Here is a 17,970-nt window from a genome sequence, read left to right on the forward strand (position 1 = left end):
ATGATCAATAAAATAAAATATACAATTCTAATTCTTTTCGCATTGACTGCTTTTACAGCTTGCGATAACGACGATGCAGTTACTGCAAATGTAGATGCAATGGTTGCAGAACCGGGAGATTTACTTAATCAGGCTTTTCCATTAAACAAAGTGAGAGTTGAAGGTAAAGGTTTAGAAGGATTAAAAAAGATAACGCTGGATAACAAAATTGACATTAGTTTCAATCCAAACTACAATTCAGATAAATCGTTTATTTTCACTATTCCTTTTGATGAAAAACTAGGAAGCCGATTTGGAAAACAGCCTATTACATTTATAACCGGAACGGGGTCTTTAACTAAAGAGATTGAAATTTTACAGCCAGTTCCAACCATTACAAAAACAATTCCGGCAGTAGCAACTCCGGGATTTCCGTTAGAAATTGAAGGAACATGGTTTTATAATATTTCATCGATAACCTTAGGTGGAAAAACGTTGAGTTATACGGTAAAATCGTCTTCTTCTGTTATTATTGGTTTACCTGCCAATGCCGTTTCTGGATCTGAATTAGTAATTACTACACCAGGAGGCGCTGCCAAACAAGTAATAAATTTTGCTACAATCGTTTTGGTATCTGATTTTGACGGAAATGGCGTAAGAACCGAGTGGACTTCTTATGGTGATATCGAAAGTTTTAATGCGAGTACTCCGGGCGGACCAACAGGAAATTACACCACATTAGTTTGGGGAGGTTCAAATGCAAATGGTTATAACGGAAGCAGCGCCGGCGGAGGAGCTAGTTTCTTAAGTACATCAAATACAGATGCGACAAAAGCTTATATTGATATTGATGTAAGTGCCAATGTGGTTGGGGCAAATTTTGCCATTCAGTTAAATACGATCGACGGTGTAAATTATGGTTATAATTTTAAAGTAACCGATGTAAACTGGACAACAAAAACCATATCAATAGCTGATTTTAAAGATAATTACGGTTTTGGTTCAAACACCGCTGCTGCACTTAATGTTTCTAAAATTAATGAAATTAAAGTTGGAGTTGCTCAGGGAGATTCGCCGAATCCAAGTGCTATTAAATTTGATAATATTAAAATTCGTTACCAATAATTGATTGGTCTTTAACTAAAAAAGAGGCTGTTTCAATTACAGCCTCTTTTAAAAGTAAACCAAATAAATAAATAAACTATAAATAAGGACATTCTTTCTAAAAGAATATTCTATAATAAAAAACAGTATGAAAATTAAATTTTTACTAATGCTGACCAGCGTCGTCTTCTTTTTAAATGCCTGCTCAAAAGACGACAATGAAGTTGCTGAAACTTTAGAAACGCCAGTTGCAAACGCTCCAAAAGATGTAAATGACAATGGTTTTAAAGCAAAATGGAATTATGTTTCCTATTCAAAAAGCTATCTTTTAGACGTTTCAACAACCGAAAATTTTGCCAGTTTTGTCCCAAATTACAATGCAAAAGAAGTTACTGATTTAAACGAAGTTGTAGTAGGTTTAACCGGAGGAACTCAATATTATTACCGAGTAAGAGCTAAAAATCAAACAGAAATTTCAGGTTATTCAAATGTGATTAGTGTTGTAACAACAGGTTCAAGCGGTATTCCTGAAGATCCTACTTTCTTAAAAATAAAAGCAAATAAATTAGCCAATCCGTTTTTTGTTGGTATGGCGATAAAAGCTTCACAATTAACAAACGGAAGTCCGTATGATATTATTTTAAAAAATGAATTCAGCAGTATTTCTGCCGAATACGAAATGAAAATGGATCAAATTTCGACTGCAAGCGGTGTTTACAACTGGACTGTAGCCGATAAAATTGTAGCGTACGGAAATGCTAATAATATCAATGTTCACGGACATGCTTTGGTTTGGCATAATTCAGTACCGCAATGGTTGAAAGACTTCTCAGGTACGGATGCTGAATTTGCTGCCGAAGTAAAAAAATACATCACGGATGTGGTTACGCATTATGCAGGAAAAGTAAAATCCTGGGATGTGGTTAATGAAGCTGTAGATGATAATGGCGGTGTTATGAGAAATACTATTTTCTTGCAGCGAATGGGACCTAATTATGTAAAAGACTGTTTTCAATGGGCAAGAGCTGCTGCAACTGCCGCTGGTGATACATCATTATTGTTGTTTTATAATGATTATGCAACCTCAGCTAATACTGCAAAACAAAATAAAGTTTTTAGTATTGTAGATGATTTAAAAGCAAGCAATGTGATTGATGGTGTTGGTTTTCAAATGCACAATACTTATTTAAGCCCAACAAAAGCTCAAATAGAAACTGATCTTAACAAAGCGGTATCAAAAGGATTAAAAATTCACGTTTCTGAATTAGATATTCAAGTAAACCAAGCTAATGATATCTCTAGTTTTACAAACGAAAGAAGATTAGCCCAAAAAGAGAAATACAAAGAAATGGTGAAAATTTATAATGCGCTTCCGGCAGCAAATAAATACGCCTTAACTATTTGGGGAATGAAGGATAATGAATCTTGGATTCCGTTTAATGCAGAACTGAATCACCCAGGAAATGACTGGCCTTTATTATACGATTCGAATTTTGCAATCAAAAGTTCACACACTGGATTCCTTGAAGGTTTAGATTAAATTTTTAAAACTATAATACTTTACTTCAACTATTAATAAACCAAAAAATTAAATTATGAAAAAATTAAATTTGTTAGCGTTAACAGTGACATGTGTATTAAGTTTAGGTTTTACGTCCTGCGCAGATGACGCAAGTCCTGCTGCAAAAGACCAATCAGCAAGTGCAAGTACAAAAAACAGTACAAGCAAAGTAGCCGGCGCACCTTGGGTTAAACAATTTGAAGATACATTTGATGTAGGCTCAAACTTGTCACAATGGACAAAGGAGCAACGAGCAGATTATAACTCCTGGTATTGCGACTATTATAGTTCAGTACCCACAACACAATGGAGAGATGGAAAACAATGTTTGGAAATCAAGACTACAAAATTGAGTACGTATAAATATCAATCCGGATTCATTTCTTCTAATTATCAATATAAGCCTGAAAACAATACAGAGTATATGCTTTCTGCCAATATTAAATTAATAGCAATGGATGGCGGAACTTACAAGTCTTTTACAGAAACTTACGGTGCATGGCCTGCCTTTTGGTCTGTGCAGCAAAATGCCTGGCCAACTAAAGGAGAAATAGATATTATGGAAGGTTATTCTTTTGCTCCTAATGCAAGTCGTTTTACTTCAAATCTTTTTTATGGAACTTCTTCCGGAGCAAATTTATTAGGAAACGCTGCTGAAAGAAACTATCCGGGTAATTTCAATATTAACGGAAATGGCGGATGGCATTTGTATGAATCATTTTGGAAAATACAAAACAATGTCGTAACAGTAACGATAAAAGTGGATAATGTAACAGTTTCAACGTATACAAATAGTAGTGCAGGCAATCTTAACTTAAATAATTTTGGACCACACTCTATTATATTTAATCTGAATGTTGGATCAAAAGATTCTAACTTTATTGACCCTAATAAAATTAACTTATTTTCAACTGCAATGATGTGGGTAGATGATGTAACGGTTTACAAAAGACCAATCTAATACTCAAAAAGAGTATAAAAGCCAAAAAGAAAGTTTTTCAGTCTTTTCAAAAAACCATAAAATGTGGTAAACCTGCGAATCATTGATTTGCAGGTTTTTTGTTTTAAATTGCTTTTGATTGGGATATAACGGTTTTAAAACTATAAAATCAGTTTAATTTTTTATTTTTATATAGATAATATTTACTCATTTAATTTCATTAAGATGATAAGAATTAAAACCACAATCAAACCTTTTCTTACAGTAAACAATGCCAATAAAGCAGTTGATTTTTACATCAATGCTTTTGGAGCCGTTGAATCAAAAAGATATTCGCTTGAAAACAATAAAATATCATCAGTTATCACAATTGAAGGTGCTGAATTTTATTTAAGCGACGAAGAACCTTGTGATGGCAATCAAATTGCTCACTCATTTAATACGCCAATAAGAATAATTTTAGAGACTGAAAATGCAGATCAAATATTTGAAAATGCATTAAAATATGGCGCTGTAGAAATTTGTCCCATAATAACAGAAGAAGACTGGAGAATCGGAAAGCTAAAAGATCCTTTTGGACATATTTGGGAAATTGGCTACCCATTGTAAAAGATTCATTCTCTAAATTGATTTATCGCAGAAAAAAAATATTTATGATACATTTTAAATAGAATTAAAACAGCGTAACACCAAAACTCCAGCCAACCCATCCTGTTATGCCTTTGTTATTATCTTTTATGACATTATAACGTTTGGTTCGATCCTGAACAAAAGTTGAAGTATTGTTATCCGGCGCATTTTTATCTCTTTTTTCAGAAGTATAAATATTGAAAGATGGTCCGGCAGATATAGCAAAACCTTTGAAAATACGAAAAGTAAAAGGAGAATCGAATTTAGATAAAGAGTTATAACGGTCCCAATTTCCTAAATAAAGATATTGCGAACTAATTTCAGGGTTATATGTAAAACGTTTTCCTAAAAGGATATTGGTTCCAAAACCTATTCCAAAAGAAGTCATTTTTTCTTCGTCGCTTCGTTCGCTTCTTCCTGCCATTAAAATAGTGTAAAGTTTATTATCACCCGTTTTTACTGCAACATTTATATCGGATATTTCATTACTGGTAATACTTATTTTTTTATAACCATTCTTTTTAAAATTCAATAATCCCATACTATAACCAGATGGAGAATCGGTAATGTTGATTAATCCAAATTGGAATCCATCTAATTCTTTCGCATAATTTAAAACTCCTGCTATTTGGGCACCGCGCACAATTCCGCTTCCTGAATTATAAATACCCGAAATCTGCAATCCGTTTTGAGTACCTTTTACCGTATTATAAATAGCAGACATTTGCATTCCTTTAGAATCTTTTTGTACACTGTTGTAAATACCAGTAAGCTGCAAACCATTTTGCGAACCTTTTATGCTATTATGAATTCCGCTCATTTGCAGTCCGTTTAGATCACCAAAAACATTGTTATAAATTCCGGCTAACTGAACTCCATTTACAGAACCTCCTACGGTGTTGAATATACCAGCCATTTGCAAAGCATTGGCATTCATTCGGGTAATATTGTAAAGACCAGCCATTTCTAAACCACGAACCCCTCCTGTGTATCCTCCTAATAAGTTTAAAGAAAAGCTACTGTTTAATTGTGAATTCATCATACCGCGCGTGCTCAAACTCGGAATTATCGAAGCTTGTACCGGAACTTCAGAAATAAACCCTCCCAAATTGAGTGATTGTATTTTTTGTTTGGAAGAAATAAAGAAACGTCCAATTCCTGTTCGTTCAACGGCAGAGAAATCGCCATCAACATAATCTGAATTTGATTTTCTGGAACCCATTTGAATTTTAACTTCCGAGAGAAAAATGGTGGTAATGGTTTTATAATTTTCTTTTACAACCGTCAGTTCAATGGTTTCGGGTACATTTTTAAGTTTAAGTTCAAAACCTCCTTCCTTATCTGTTAAGGTAGACTGCAAGGCATTTTTTTCGTAGACACTCGCGTTTTCAATCCGCTTGCTGGTTTTTACATCCATAATATAACCACTTACAACCTGATGATCGCCCACAACATTGTTTTTTTCCAACACAAGTGCGAGTTCTAAAGGCGCATAACGCAGAATAATAAAACCTTTTGATTCTTTATATTCGTACTTATTACCTAGTAATTGGTCTAAAACATCTTTTATCGTAGATTCCTTAGAATGAATGGTAACGGCACTATCTTTTACAACTAATTTACTGTAATAAGCAAATCTAAAATTTCCTTTTTGTTCCATTAAATCCAGAATATGGCCTAATGGTTTTTTATCTGCATCGATAGACATTTCGGTATCTAAGATAGATTGGGCATGAGCGCCAAAAAAAGCACTTGAAATAAGTAAGAATAAAACTTGTACAAAAGTAAATTTTGAATTGATGGGCATATAAAAAAGGAATTACTCTAATATAATTTGATTGTTTTTACGTTCAATTTCGATCCGGAAGGTTTCTTGAATTACTTCTAAAACCTGATCTAAGGATTGATCTTTAAATACCGTTGTTAATGGTTTTTCTTTTAAAGAAGGATTTTTAATGATGATATTGACATCGTATATTTCGTTAAGTGCCTCAACTAAATCCTGCAATGGAGTTTCATCACAAACTAATTCTTTGTTGCGATAATAATTATATAATCTGCCTTTACTGGTACTTTTTAATAATTCCGAGTTCTTATCAGCAATGACAACTTTTTCTCCATGTCTTAATTCTACCTGATCTTTATTTTTGCTCACTTTTACAATTCCGGTTTCAACGTCTACCGTTGTTTTTCCGTTTTTGTTTTTCACATTAAAAGAAGTTCCTACGACTTGTACCGTAACATCATTAATTGTAATGATAAACGGTTTTGTTTTATTTGGAGAAACATTAAAAAAAGCTTCGCCCTTTAAAGTAACCGGGCGGGTTTTCCCTTTAAACTTGCTGGCATAAGACAAAGATGAATTTTTATTTAAAGTAACCGTTGTACCATCTGGTAAAGTATCATTTAAAGTAGAGTTTGAAGCATATATTTGAATTAATGTGTTTGATTTATTTTCGAAATAAGAATAACCAAGCCATCCTAAAGTACTAATTAAGAGAATAGAAGCCGCAATACGCAGCCAATAGACGGAAGATTTTTTAGGCGTTAATACCTTCACCTCTTTATCATGAATGCGATTTTGCAGCCGTTTCCAGGCCGCATCTTCATCTATGGTTTTATTTTCGGCGGCAATTAAAAGGCTGTCTTCCCAAATTTTTTTAAAACCATTGTAGTAGTTCCGGTTTTTTTCATCGGCTTTAAGCCAAAATTCTACTGCTGCATTTTCGTCTGCATCAGTTTCGCCAACTAGGTATTTCACTAGTAAATCATCGTTCATATTCATATTGTTTTGGCTCATGATCTTCGGATTAAATGTAATAAGGATAATAGAAACGGAAGATATTCAACCAGTTTTGATCGTAATACTTTAAGGGCTTTACCCATTTGGTTTTCGACTGTTTTTATCGAGATATTCAATTGATCGGCAATTTGCTGATATTTGAGCTGTTCAAAACGACTCATTTGAAAAATAGTCCGGCATTGCGGCGGCAATTCGCTGATTGCTTTTTGAATATCGTTTTCGAGTTCAGCTGCAACCATTTGGTTTGATGCATCTTGATTTGAGGATTCCATATTACCTGAATACTGGAGTTGAAATGAGTTTTTTATTTTAAGGTGTTTGAGATGATTGAGACTTTCATTATGAACTGATCTGTAGAGATATGCTTTTAATGAATCGTCAATTTGCAATTGCTCTTTTTTTTCCCAAATCCTAAAAAATACATTTTGTACAATCTCTTCGGCAATGATATCATCTTTCATAAAAGTGTAGGCAAAAGCATGAAGGTTTCTAAAATACGTTTTAAAAACCTTTTCAAAAGCTGCTTCGTTTCCGTTCTTTATAGAACTAATAGGATCTATATTACTATACTCCACTATTACGTTTTGACATTCAATCAAAGATATATACTTTTTATATTACTATTATTTTTTTGATTAATTGTAAGAAGGACTCGGCTGATCGTATATAATATTATGATTGGCCAATAGCTGAATAAAAGCATCAATCGTGGTATCGAGATCGAGATCTGTATTCAGGCTAAATTCATAACAGTGAACAATACAACTGTGATCTGAGAGATACGTAAAAGACAATCCTTTATCTGTTCCTTCGGTAATTACAATTTCGTTCCCAATGGTTTTTACACAATTATCTTTTCGGCTAAAGTATTCGAATAGCTGCTGTTGAAATGTTTGTTGTTTTTCTTGACTTGTTGGCATGATATAGGCAGTTTAAGAGGTTGAGTTGTTTCTTTTTTCAATTTGCTTTTGGCAATAATATCAGGACTGGCAAAAATGTAATACATCTTTTTCCGGAAACCTTTTGCTTTTTTTACATCGCTGATAACATCCTGAAATTCATGTATATTGAGATATAAAGGATTGAGTTTGCTTTTGAGTAAAGTGGTAATTCCGTAGCGCGGTTTTTCTTCTTCATATTGAAAAGAACCAAATAAATGATCCCAAATCATGAAAGTCGCGCCAAAGTTTTTATCGAGATATTTCTCCTGACTTCCGTGATGTACACGATGGTTAGAAGGAGTTCCGAAATATTTCTCTATAAAGGGATGCAGTTTTCCAATGGCTTCCGTATGTACCCAGAACTGATATAAAACACTAAGCTGATTGGCAATAAAAAATACGGCTGGGTGAAAACCGGCAAAAATTAACGGAATAAAAAATACAATTTTTATATACTGAAACCAGCTCTGCCTAAAACTTACGGTAAGATTATATTGTTCTGCAGAATGATGCACAACATGAGTCGCCCAGAAAAATCGGCAGTAATGAGAAATTCGGTGTGTCCAATACGAACTAAAATCATACAATATAAAACACGGAATTAAGCTCCACCAGTTAAATTCCATTCGATAAGGAAGAATATTGTAAATCTCGACTACGGCATAAAGTAATCCCGTTTTCATTATTAAGTTTACGGTTAAATTCCCAAAACCTATTAGTACAGATCCCAGAGTTTCTTTTTTATCGTATTCTTTTCGTTCTAAAAAATAAAAAACAACAAATTCAAGTACCGTAAAAAACAATACAACGGGCAGCGCATAAACTATTAAATTGGGAGCACTTTTTTCTACTTCATAAATTTTGTCCATTTCAATAGGCTTTGCGCCAAAAATGGTCAGCTTGATAAACAGGTAATTGATGATTTTGATCATGATGATTTTTTTGATTGATTTATGCTTTTTGAATGTTGATTGTAAATAGAGAATGATGCAATTCGACTTTTTGACATATACCATTCTGGAAATGATAATCATTATAATTTCCGTCAGGCAATTCAATACGATACGTGTGATTGTCTGTTTTTTTGATTGTTAAAAATTGCTGAAAACTATCCGAATAAACTTTATCTTCACTTACAGGTTCTTTACTGTAAAGCAGCATAAGGTTGTAATTGATATAGGATTGTTTAATTTCTCCTTTTCTATTTTCATCCGAAGTTTTATAATTTGAATCTATGAGCTGCGTTGTTTTATTGGCTTTTTCTTTTCCGTTAACATGACGCTTTACGTAGGAGGATATTAATTTTCCATTTTTAAAATGAGAGCCTTCTTCTGTTTTTACATTGATGCCAAAAATCAATCGGGTTTTTACTTCCGAAGAAATTTTCAAAAAAACTTCGCCATTATTATTGTTTTGGTAAAACTGCATTTGCCCAATGATAGCACCATTTCGAAGTACATTATAGTTTACCGTCTTTTCCTGCGCGTAAGAGATAGCTGTAGAAAGAAAAAAGAACACGACAGATTTTACCCGAAGATTTATGGTTTGAAAACTGAAAATCTCATGCAGGGAAACGCATTTTTTAAATAACCAAAATAGTAATGCGAAAGTGATAATTAAGGATATCATAAAGCAATTGAGATTAAAAGTTAATAATTGTACTCTTGCTACAGCAGTAATACAACCGAATAACACTTCACCCCTATTTCAAAATGAATTTTTTTTTCAACTCAAAAAAAGTAATACAGAAAACAACTCAAAAACCGCAGCTATGGCTTTTGTCACCAATATTTATTCATTGGCAGTATAATAAATGTACCTATTTTGCAGGATGCTGATTTTACAGCTATAAATCCATTAAATGATTTTAAAAAAGCATAATAGTCATTACAAGTCAGGACGAAATCGTAGTTTTTTATGTATTCAATATTTTTTTAATACTTTTTCTTACAATAATAAATTTTTAAAGCTAAAAAAATATCAAAAATGATCTCACAAGACTTTTAAATACCCTAATTCGTATTTTATTACTCCTTACAAAACCCATTATTATTCATTTTTGCACAGTTAATCACTTATCCACCAAACCATAGTGATTTTCATACTAACTAATTATTAACCAAAAATGAAAACCAAAAATGACAAATTTTATTAGGATTAAAAAAAGTCCTGATTGCGAATCTGTGTTTAATTTGAAAAAGAAAATGATGATGCTCTGTGTATTATTTTCTTTATCTCAGGTTCATAGCTACGCAATTAGTTCAAAGAGTACAACTCACCCAAAAAATGTACTGGAACAAAAAAACATCAACGGACAAGTTAATGATGAAAATGGTATGCCTCTGCCGGGAGTTACTATTTTAGAAAAAGGAAGTAAAAATTCTACATTAACAGATTTTGATGGAAAATTTACTTTAAAAACAGATAATGATAATGCTGTCCTGATAATATCTTATTTGGGCTATACAACCAAAGAGATTACTTTAAAAGGAGAAACTTCAATTACTGTAAAACTCCAAAAAGCAACAACATCACTAGATGAAGTTGTGGTTGTAGGGTATGGTAAAATGAAGAAAAAGGATTTAACGGGGGCAATTGTTCAGATAACACCTGATAAACTGGCGAACCAAAATCCGCAGACTGTTCAGGATATATTAAGAGGTACTCCAGGTTTAAGAGTAGGTTATGACCCATCTGCAAAAGGAGGTGGAAATATCCAAATTCGTGGGCAGACTTCTGTATATACCGGTAATGATCAAAAAACGGGAGGACCTCATAATTCACCGCTTATTATTTTAGACGGAATGCAGTTTTATGGTGAACTTTCAGAAATCAACCCTGATGATATTGCTCAGCTTGATATTTTAAAAGATGCATCGGCAGCATCTGTATATGGATCGAGAGCGGCGGCAGGAGTTATTCTTATTTCAACTAAAAAAGGTAAATCGGGTAAACCTATGATTAGTTTTACGACAAACACAACCATTAGTAATAAGAGTGCTTATCGTGGTGTGTATTCTCCAGAGGGCTATTTAAAATATCGTGAAGATTGGGAAACTGCCCAAACTTATGGTATCAACACAGCAACAGGACAATACGAAGCATGGATATCAGGAACAGTTGCTAATGGTAAACCAGGCTATTTCTCAAATCCTAATGATTTAGGTAAATGGGGAATTACAGAAGCACAATGGTTAGCGTATCAACCAGCTGCTCAAACAAATGGAAAAAGCCCTAAAGAGGTATGGGGAGCACGTTTAGGATTGAATTTTGATCCTTCGCTAATGGCTAATTTCCTGGATGATAAAACACACGACTGGAGCGACAGCTCTTTTAGAACGGGGATTAATCGTGATAATAATTTGAGTATTTCCGGTGCAGGAGAAAGAGTTAATTATTATATGTCTTTTGGTTATTTAACCTCACAAGGAGCAATTGTTGGAAATGATTATAAATCCGCTCGTTCTAATATGAAAGTTGATGCTAAAATTACAGATTGGCTTGACTTTGGGGCAAACATTAATTTTCAGGATCGTTCAGATGGAGATATTACGCCTTCTTTAGGTACAAATGCCGGGGATAATAACATGATGAGAACCAGCCCGTTTGGAACCTTTAGAGATGAAAATGGTAACTATGAGAGACAACCGATGGGGAAAAATGTTTCTGGACAGAATTATAACTATTACTACGAACGCCAATTTATTGACAAAGAGACAGGATATACAACATTGAATTCTATTTTCAATACAAAGGTGACTTTACCTTTGGGTATTACCTATTCATTTAACATTGCTCCTCGTTATCAATTTTTTCATGATCGTTATTTCAGGTCAACACAAAATCCAAACTGGCCTGCAGCTACTACAGGAGCAAATAGAAATAGTGCTATAAGATTTGATTATAACCTGAATAATACCATAACGTGGGATTATACATTTGCTGAAAAACATCACATCGTTGCAACTTTTGTTCAGGAAGCAGAAGAACGCCGTTATTGGTCAGATGGAATGGATGCTTATAATATTCAGCCTTCAGATGCTTTAGGGTTTCACCTTGTAAATACGGCAACAATGGCTAATAGTGCCATTCGATCAAACGATACGCATGAAACGGCAGATGGATTGATGGCAAGGCTTTTCTATTCGTTTGATAATCGTTATATGCTAACAGCGACTATTCGTCGTGATGGATATTCAGCATTTGGAGCTTCAAATCCTTACGCAGTTTTCCCTTCTTTCGGGGTTGCTTGGAACTTTAAAAATGAAAACTGGTTTCCATTAGATGCTATGAGTACCGGTAAATTGCGTTTGTCTTGGGGTAAAAACGGAAACAGGTCGCTTGCTGACCCATACGTTTCTTTAGCAAACTTAGTAAACACGGGAACTATGGGATATTTAGATCCTTCAGGAAAAGCACTTGAGATCAAATATTTAGCACTTGATCGTTTGGCAAATCCAAATTTGGAATGGGAAAAAACAACCTCAACAAATATTGGTCTTGACTTAGGTTTCTTAAATGATCGTATTACTGCGACTTTAGACCTTTACAGAGCATCTACTCATGATATGATTATGAGTCAGTCCCTTCCTGGTTTTACTGGTTTTTCATCAATCGCAACCAATCTTGGAGAGGTTCAAAACCAAGGTCTTGAATTGAGTATCAACAGTCTTAATATGAAAAACACAAACTTTGAATGGCGCACTTCATTTGGAATCTCTTATAACGAAAATAAAATTGTGTCATTGTATGGCAATATGGTAGATATTAAAGATGAAAATGGGAATGTTATCGGAACGCAAGAAGGAAATGATTCTGCTAATGGATGGTTTATAGGCAGACCAATCACTCAAATTTGGGATTATAGAGTAACTGGAATCTGGCAAAAAGACGAGTGGAAAGAAGCTCGAAGATATGGACAGCGTCCCGGAGATCCAAAAGTTGCAAACAGCTATACAGCAGATGATGTAGATGCCGTAGATCCAGATGGTGTTCCTTATAAAAAAGCAGTTTATAATGAAAAAGATAAGCAGTTTTTAGGGAATTCAAACTCTCCTGTACAGTGGTCGATGCGCAATGATTTTAAAATTTATAAAAATTGGGATTTGGCTATCAGTATGTACTCCAATGTGGGAGGTAAATCACTTAGTTCAATTTATATGAACACTTTCAACGATGCCAGTTTGTATAAATTCAACTTCAATCCATATGTAAATCCGTATTGGACACTTGACAACCCAACTAATGACTGGGCACGTCTTGATGCTAAAGGTCCTGCGGGAACTCCGGTTGCACCGGGAAGATTGTATGATCGTAGTTTTATTCGTCTGGACAACATTTCGTTAGCCTATACACTTCCTAGAGATCTTTTAGATCGCGCGCATATTAAAAGTATAAAAATTTATGCTTCAGTTCAAAACGTAGCAACATGGTCTGCTTCTAAAGAATGGAAATATTTTGGAGATCCGGAAACAGGAGGATTAGCTACACGACAGTTTAATTTAGGTTTTAATTTCCAACTTTAATAATTATTCAACAATGAAAAGATATATAAAAAATAAAATTACAAGACTAGTGCCCTTTGTTCTATTGGCCGCATTATCCAGTTCTTGTTCAAAAGATTTTCTCGATTCAGATCCCCTTTCATTTTACGAACCTGGAAATACATTTACTACAGAAGCCGGGTTACAGGCAACTTTAGCGCTGTGCGATAAACAGCTGCGTAATAATTATATTCACTATGGTTTTTCTGGTGTAAGTGTGCCTATTGGTACTGAGTATCTTTTCTCGGACATGGCTCAATATGGAAAAACAGACACAGGAAGTAATATTGCTGATTATGCCAATACTATTGTTCCTACCGGAGATTTTCGAAGAGATCCAAGTGGAGAATCTATTTATCTTGGTTTTATGTGGACTGAAGCTTATACTGGTATTAAAAATGCGAATACTGTATTAACATACATTGGTAGTGTGACAAGTTTATCAGAAGAGGTTAAAAATAAATATATTGGGCAGGCTTATTTTCACCGCTCATACCGTTATTTGAATCTGGTTTATCAATTTGGAGACATCCCTTTGATTACTAAAATTTTGTCAGTTCCAAAGCAAAGTTACTATTCTACTAAAAAAGAAGCCATCATTGAAATGATTACAGCAGATATGGAAAAAGCTGTACAATATGTGCCAGAGCAATCAAAAATAGGATATGTTGGAATGGTTAGCAAAGGAGCATGCCGTCAGTTACTAATTAAATGTTATTTAGCATCGGGAAGATTTGCTGAAGCTGAAGCACAGGCCAATATTTTAATTGGTCAATCAGGTTATTCTTTGGTACAAAACAATTTAGGAATTTTTGATCCGGGAGGAAATCCTACGGCATGGCCTATTACAAGAAACGTAATCTGGGATTTGCACAGACCTGAGAACAAAGTAATTTCTGCTAATACTGAAGCTATTTTGGTTGCACCAAATGGAGGAGCGCAATCGTTTTTAGCATTTGCTTCGATGAGAATTTTTGGACCAAACTGGAATGATGCCAATTTAATTACTCCTGATGGTAAAACCGCTGCACCGCGTTTTCCATTGACTGATAAAACAAATTATAATGCAAAATATGATTATCAAAGAGCATTAGGACGTGGTATTGGTACTATCAGTGGTTCTTATTATTCACAACATCCTATGTGGGTTGTAAACAATGTTGAAGACAAACAGGATCTTAGACATAACAGTACAGTTGGAAACTGGGTAAACATGGAAGACCTTAAATACGCTCCCGGAGCTGGTGGTAGTGCAACATGGGCTGGGCAGAATTTCAGAATGAGAGAAGCTGGCAAATTGTTAGCACAAGATTCTATTCGTGACTGGTTTGATTTCCCGCATTATAAAATCTATTATCATGATGTTGTAGCTGAAGGAAATCAAGCGGCAAATGATTTTCAAGGAGCTACTGCAGGATCAAGCGCCCATATGTACATATACCGCTTAGCAGAAACTTATTTATTACGTGCAGAAGCTCGTTTTTATCAAGGTAATGTTTCCGGAGCAGCTCAGGATGTTAATGTTGTAAGAGCAAGAGCGAAGGCTTCACAAATGTATGCCACAGTAACTATTGGTGATATTTGTGCAGAAAGAGGAAGAGAACTTTATATGGAAGAATGGAGAAATGTTGAATTAAAACGTATTTCACACTGTTTAGCAATGAGCGGTAAACCAGATGAATGGGGTCATACTTACAGTTTAACAAATTGGGATAAACAATCCGGGACAGATGCAGCCGGAGGAAGTTACTGGTATCAGCGTATTGTGCATTATACCCTTTACAACAAATATCCAGCTGGTATTTCTCTTAAACCAGGTGTTAAGTTTTATACTATGGACAAGCGTAATAATTACTGGCCAATTCCATTTAGACTTGCTATAGAACCTAATATCAAAGGTCAGTTAAGTCAGAACTTTGGTTATGATGGTTACAATGCAGGTGTTAAAATCTGGGATAAATGGCAGGATGCTGTCGAGGATGAAAGTAAAATTTAAACTCTTTTATTTATTTTAAATTGAAGATTTAGAAAATGATGGATAATAAATAAGCTTTATTCAAAAGAAAGCTAAAGCAAAAAGCGAGTTAATATATTTAACTCGCTTTTTTATTTTAGGAAATCTTGCTTCTCTATTTCAATTAACATCAAACTTCTCCAAATCAAATAAATATACAGTCTTTTTTAAATAGACATACTAAATCTCAAATTATTTAAACTTTGTCTGCTTTTTTTACCTCTTTTTTATTGATACCATTTTTTTAACCTGAAAAAAATGCACAAAATACATACACAAGATTTTTTTGTACCTAAATACGTACTTTATTACTCCCCTTTCGAATTGTTTTTAATCAACTTTACATTATCAAATTACTGAGTGCGCAACCACCGCAAATGTGATTTGCATGTAAAGCAATGTCTAGACAAATTGCATGACCCATACGTAAATAAAAACATTTTTTCCTTACGTATACATTGATGCCGATTTCGAAAATTTTAAAAATTTTTGTTTTAGTAGCCAATGCTATTTAACTATCAATTTTACTAACCATTAAATTAATTATTACTAACCTTTAATTATTTAAAAATGAAAAAATTCCTAAAATTAACAAGTTTCCTATTTATTACAGTATTAGTGTTTAATTCTTGCGACAAGGAACAAGATGCAATTGAGCCACAAAGCGTGAACAAAGAAACGCAGCAAAGCAATAACAAAGAAGTTTCTTCAAGCACTGCAGCGGCAGACCCTCTTGCTGAAGCATTAGCAGGCAGCGCCGGAGCCAGAACGATCACATTACAAACTAATACTCTATCGTGTCCTGGTGGATTGTGTACATCGTATGGTGTTTGGTCAACGGGCGTTTACACTGTTTGGTTCCAAATGAGATTTAATTCTGGATTTTATTGGAGCCGAGGCGGAAAATGCGGATATGGTATCCTAATTGGTGATCAAAATACTGGTGGTGATCCGGGATGGGATGGTAATGGCGGAAGTGCCAGATTTATGTGGTACTGCCCAAATGGGTCAAATTCTGCTAAAGGAAGCGGTGCTTATCTTCAGCCTTACGTTTACTACAGAGATCAGCCTACAAAGTTTGGTAATGATTTTGGAAAAAAATACTACATACAAGAAAACGTGACATATAACTGTCAAATATCTGTTAAGTTAAATACTGGATCAAGTACTAATGGATACGTAAAATATTATGTAAATGGAACAGAGATTTTAAATCAAACTATTCGCTGGGTGACTAACGATGCTAAACGTAATGTTAATGCAGTAAGTCTTCATACTTTCCGTGGCGGCAGCCAAGAATATTGGAAAGCTCCTGTAACAAGCTCTATTTATTATCCTAGTGCATCTTGGGATGCTCTATAATATTTAAAATAACTTTAAATAATTTGACCCCAATAAAATAAAAAGGGTAAGCCTGCAAATTCAAGATTTGCAGGTTTTTTTATTTAAATCACTTTTCAATATTTGCAAAACGTTTAATTTTTTTGTTGGTAAATCACTACAAAAAATAACAGATCTTATAAAATTCAGGTATTTTTGTTCTTCCCTATCTCTACTCAAAAAAGATAAATTTTAATTATTGTAAAAAAATAAACATGAATGAACGGCATATAAGAAATAGGCTTTATATTACTCCTGAAGAACAGGAAATTATAAAAAATACACCCATATTATTAGGCGGAGCCGGTATTGGAAGTGTTATTGCAGAATGTTTATTAAGATTGGGCTTTGAAACCCTGACTATAATCGATGGTGATGTTGTCGAATTATCCAATTTAAACAGACAGAATTATATTGAAAAAAACATCTCACAACCAAAAGTGGAAGCTCTTAAGGAAAGATTGCTTTCTATTAACAGTAACGCAAAAATTACGATTCATAATTGTTTTTTAACACCCGAAAATGTTGAAGAATACATAACAGATTATAAAATTGCGATTAACGCTTTGGATTTTACTTCGGATGTTCCGCTTATGTTTGATTCCATTTGTCAGAAGAAAAAAATACCCGTTTTGCATCCGTATAATTTGGGATGGGGCGCATTGGTATTAGTTATTTCAGATGATGAAGGACTGGAATCCTTGAGAAAACCAAATGAAAAATTTACCGAAATTAATGTAGTCGATTATGTTTTAGATTATATGCGATTTTGGGAAAACCCTCAACGATGGCTTGAAGAAATCCTGGAGCAATATAAAAATGAAGGTAAAAATCTTTCTCCTCCCCAACTCTCTATTGCATCCTCGCTAGTTGCGGGAATTTGTGCCAATATTGCATTTGATATCGTTACTAATAAACCTGTAAAGGTATTTCCTGAGTTTTATTTAACGACTATCAAATAAAAAATTTACAAAAATCTGTTTTTAATAGTTTATTTTCTCTGATATAAAAGATTTTTCTTAAAAGCTGCTTTCAAAAATTTATTTTGAAGCAGCTTTTTCTATTAAAATTTGAG

14 protein-coding genes are annotated in these 17,970 nt (G+C 34.0%); 8 read left to right on the top strand and 6 right to left on the bottom strand.

What is annotated here, in order from left to right:
* The 4 genes from J2Y38_RS00080 (at position 1) to J2Y38_RS00095 (ending at position 4,193) form a co-directional block, all read left to right on the top strand.
* Positions 1-1,104, top strand: coding sequence for a hypothetical protein (locus tag J2Y38_RS00080; protein ID WP_309838382.1), 1,104 nt, complete (start codon positions 1-3; stop codon positions 1,102-1,104).
* Between the two features lie 127 nt (positions 1,105-1,231).
* Positions 1,232-2,623, top strand: a complete 1,392-nt coding sequence (locus tag J2Y38_RS00085) for an endo-1,4-beta-xylanase (RefSeq protein WP_309838384.1) — start codon at positions 1,232-1,234, stop codon at positions 2,621-2,623.
* A gap of 55 nt (positions 2,624-2,678) precedes the next feature.
* Positions 2,679-3,605 carry a glycoside hydrolase gene (locus J2Y38_RS00090; protein ID WP_309838386.1) on the top strand — a complete coding sequence of 309 codons (927 nt, stop codon included), beginning with the start codon at positions 2,679-2,681 and terminating at the stop codon, positions 3,603-3,605.
* Positions 3,606-3,809: 204 nt separating this feature from the next.
* Positions 3,810-4,193, top strand: a complete 384-nt coding sequence (locus J2Y38_RS00095) for a VOC family protein (RefSeq protein ID WP_309838388.1) — start codon at positions 3,810-3,812, stop codon at positions 4,191-4,193.
* A 64-nt stretch (positions 4,194-4,257) separates the two neighbouring features.
* Here J2Y38_RS00095 and J2Y38_RS00100 read toward each other — a convergent pair whose 3' ends face one another.
* From J2Y38_RS00100 to J2Y38_RS00125, 6 genes are read right to left on the bottom strand one after another with little or no spacing between them, the layout of a single operon-like run.
* Entirely contained in the window at positions 4,258-6,021 is a 1,764-nt protein-coding gene (locus J2Y38_RS00100; protein WP_309838390.1) for an STN and carboxypeptidase regulatory-like domain-containing protein, read from the bottom strand.
* A gap of 12 nt (positions 6,022-6,033) precedes the next feature.
* Entirely contained in the window at positions 6,034-7,014 is a 981-nt protein-coding gene (locus J2Y38_RS00105; protein ID WP_309838392.1) for a FecR domain-containing protein, read from the bottom strand.
* Positions 7,011-7,616 (bottom strand): RNA polymerase sigma-70 factor, encoded by a 606-nt coding sequence (locus J2Y38_RS00110; protein ID WP_309838394.1) that lies wholly within the window; start codon positions 7,614-7,616, stop codon positions 7,011-7,013. Before J2Y38_RS00110 ends, J2Y38_RS00105 begins: the two co-directional genes overlap by 4 nt.
* 36 nt (positions 7,617-7,652) lie before the next feature.
* Positions 7,653-7,937, bottom strand: coding sequence for a hypothetical protein (locus J2Y38_RS00115; RefSeq protein WP_309838396.1), 285 nt, complete (start codon positions 7,935-7,937; stop codon positions 7,653-7,655).
* A complete protein-coding gene (locus J2Y38_RS00120; RefSeq protein ID WP_309838398.1) occupies positions 7,859-8,890 on the bottom strand; it encodes a sterol desaturase family protein in 1,032 nt (343 codons plus the stop codon). Before J2Y38_RS00120 ends, J2Y38_RS00115 begins: the two co-directional genes overlap by 79 nt.
* A gap of 19 nt (positions 8,891-8,909) precedes the next feature.
* The gene (locus J2Y38_RS00125) at positions 8,910-9,587 is read right to left on the bottom strand and encodes a DUF6134 family protein (RefSeq protein ID WP_309838400.1); all 678 of its coding nucleotides are present in this window, start codon (positions 9,585-9,587) and stop codon (positions 8,910-8,912) included.
* A 509-nt stretch (positions 9,588-10,096) separates the two neighbouring features.
* Between J2Y38_RS00125 and J2Y38_RS00130 the strand changes: the two genes are divergently transcribed.
* The 4 genes from J2Y38_RS00130 (at position 10,097) to J2Y38_RS00145 (ending at position 17,857) form a co-directional block, all read left to right on the top strand.
* Positions 10,097-13,483 carry a SusC/RagA family TonB-linked outer membrane protein gene (locus J2Y38_RS00130; protein ID WP_309838402.1) on the top strand — a complete coding sequence of 1,129 codons (3,387 nt, stop codon included), beginning with the start codon at positions 10,097-10,099 and terminating at the stop codon, positions 13,481-13,483.
* 13 nt (positions 13,484-13,496) lie between these two features.
* On the top strand, positions 13,497-15,497 hold the full coding sequence (locus J2Y38_RS00135; RefSeq protein WP_309838404.1) for a RagB/SusD family nutrient uptake outer membrane protein: 2,001 nt from the start codon (positions 13,497-13,499) through the stop codon (positions 15,495-15,497).
* Positions 15,498-16,085: 588 nt separating this feature from the next.
* On the top strand, positions 16,086-16,877 hold the full coding sequence (locus J2Y38_RS00140) for a polysaccharide lyase (RefSeq protein ID WP_309838406.1): 792 nt from the start codon (positions 16,086-16,088) through the stop codon (positions 16,875-16,877).
* Between the two features lie 233 nt (positions 16,878-17,110).
* A complete protein-coding gene (locus J2Y38_RS00145) occupies positions 17,111-17,857 on the top strand; it encodes a ThiF family adenylyltransferase (protein ID WP_309838407.1) in 747 nt (248 codons plus the stop codon).
* Positions 17,858-17,970 lie beyond the last annotated feature (113 nt).

The organism is Flavobacterium sp. 2755, from assembly GCF_031455715.1.
Lineage (GTDB): Bacteria > Bacteroidota > Bacteroidia > Flavobacteriales > Flavobacteriaceae > Flavobacterium.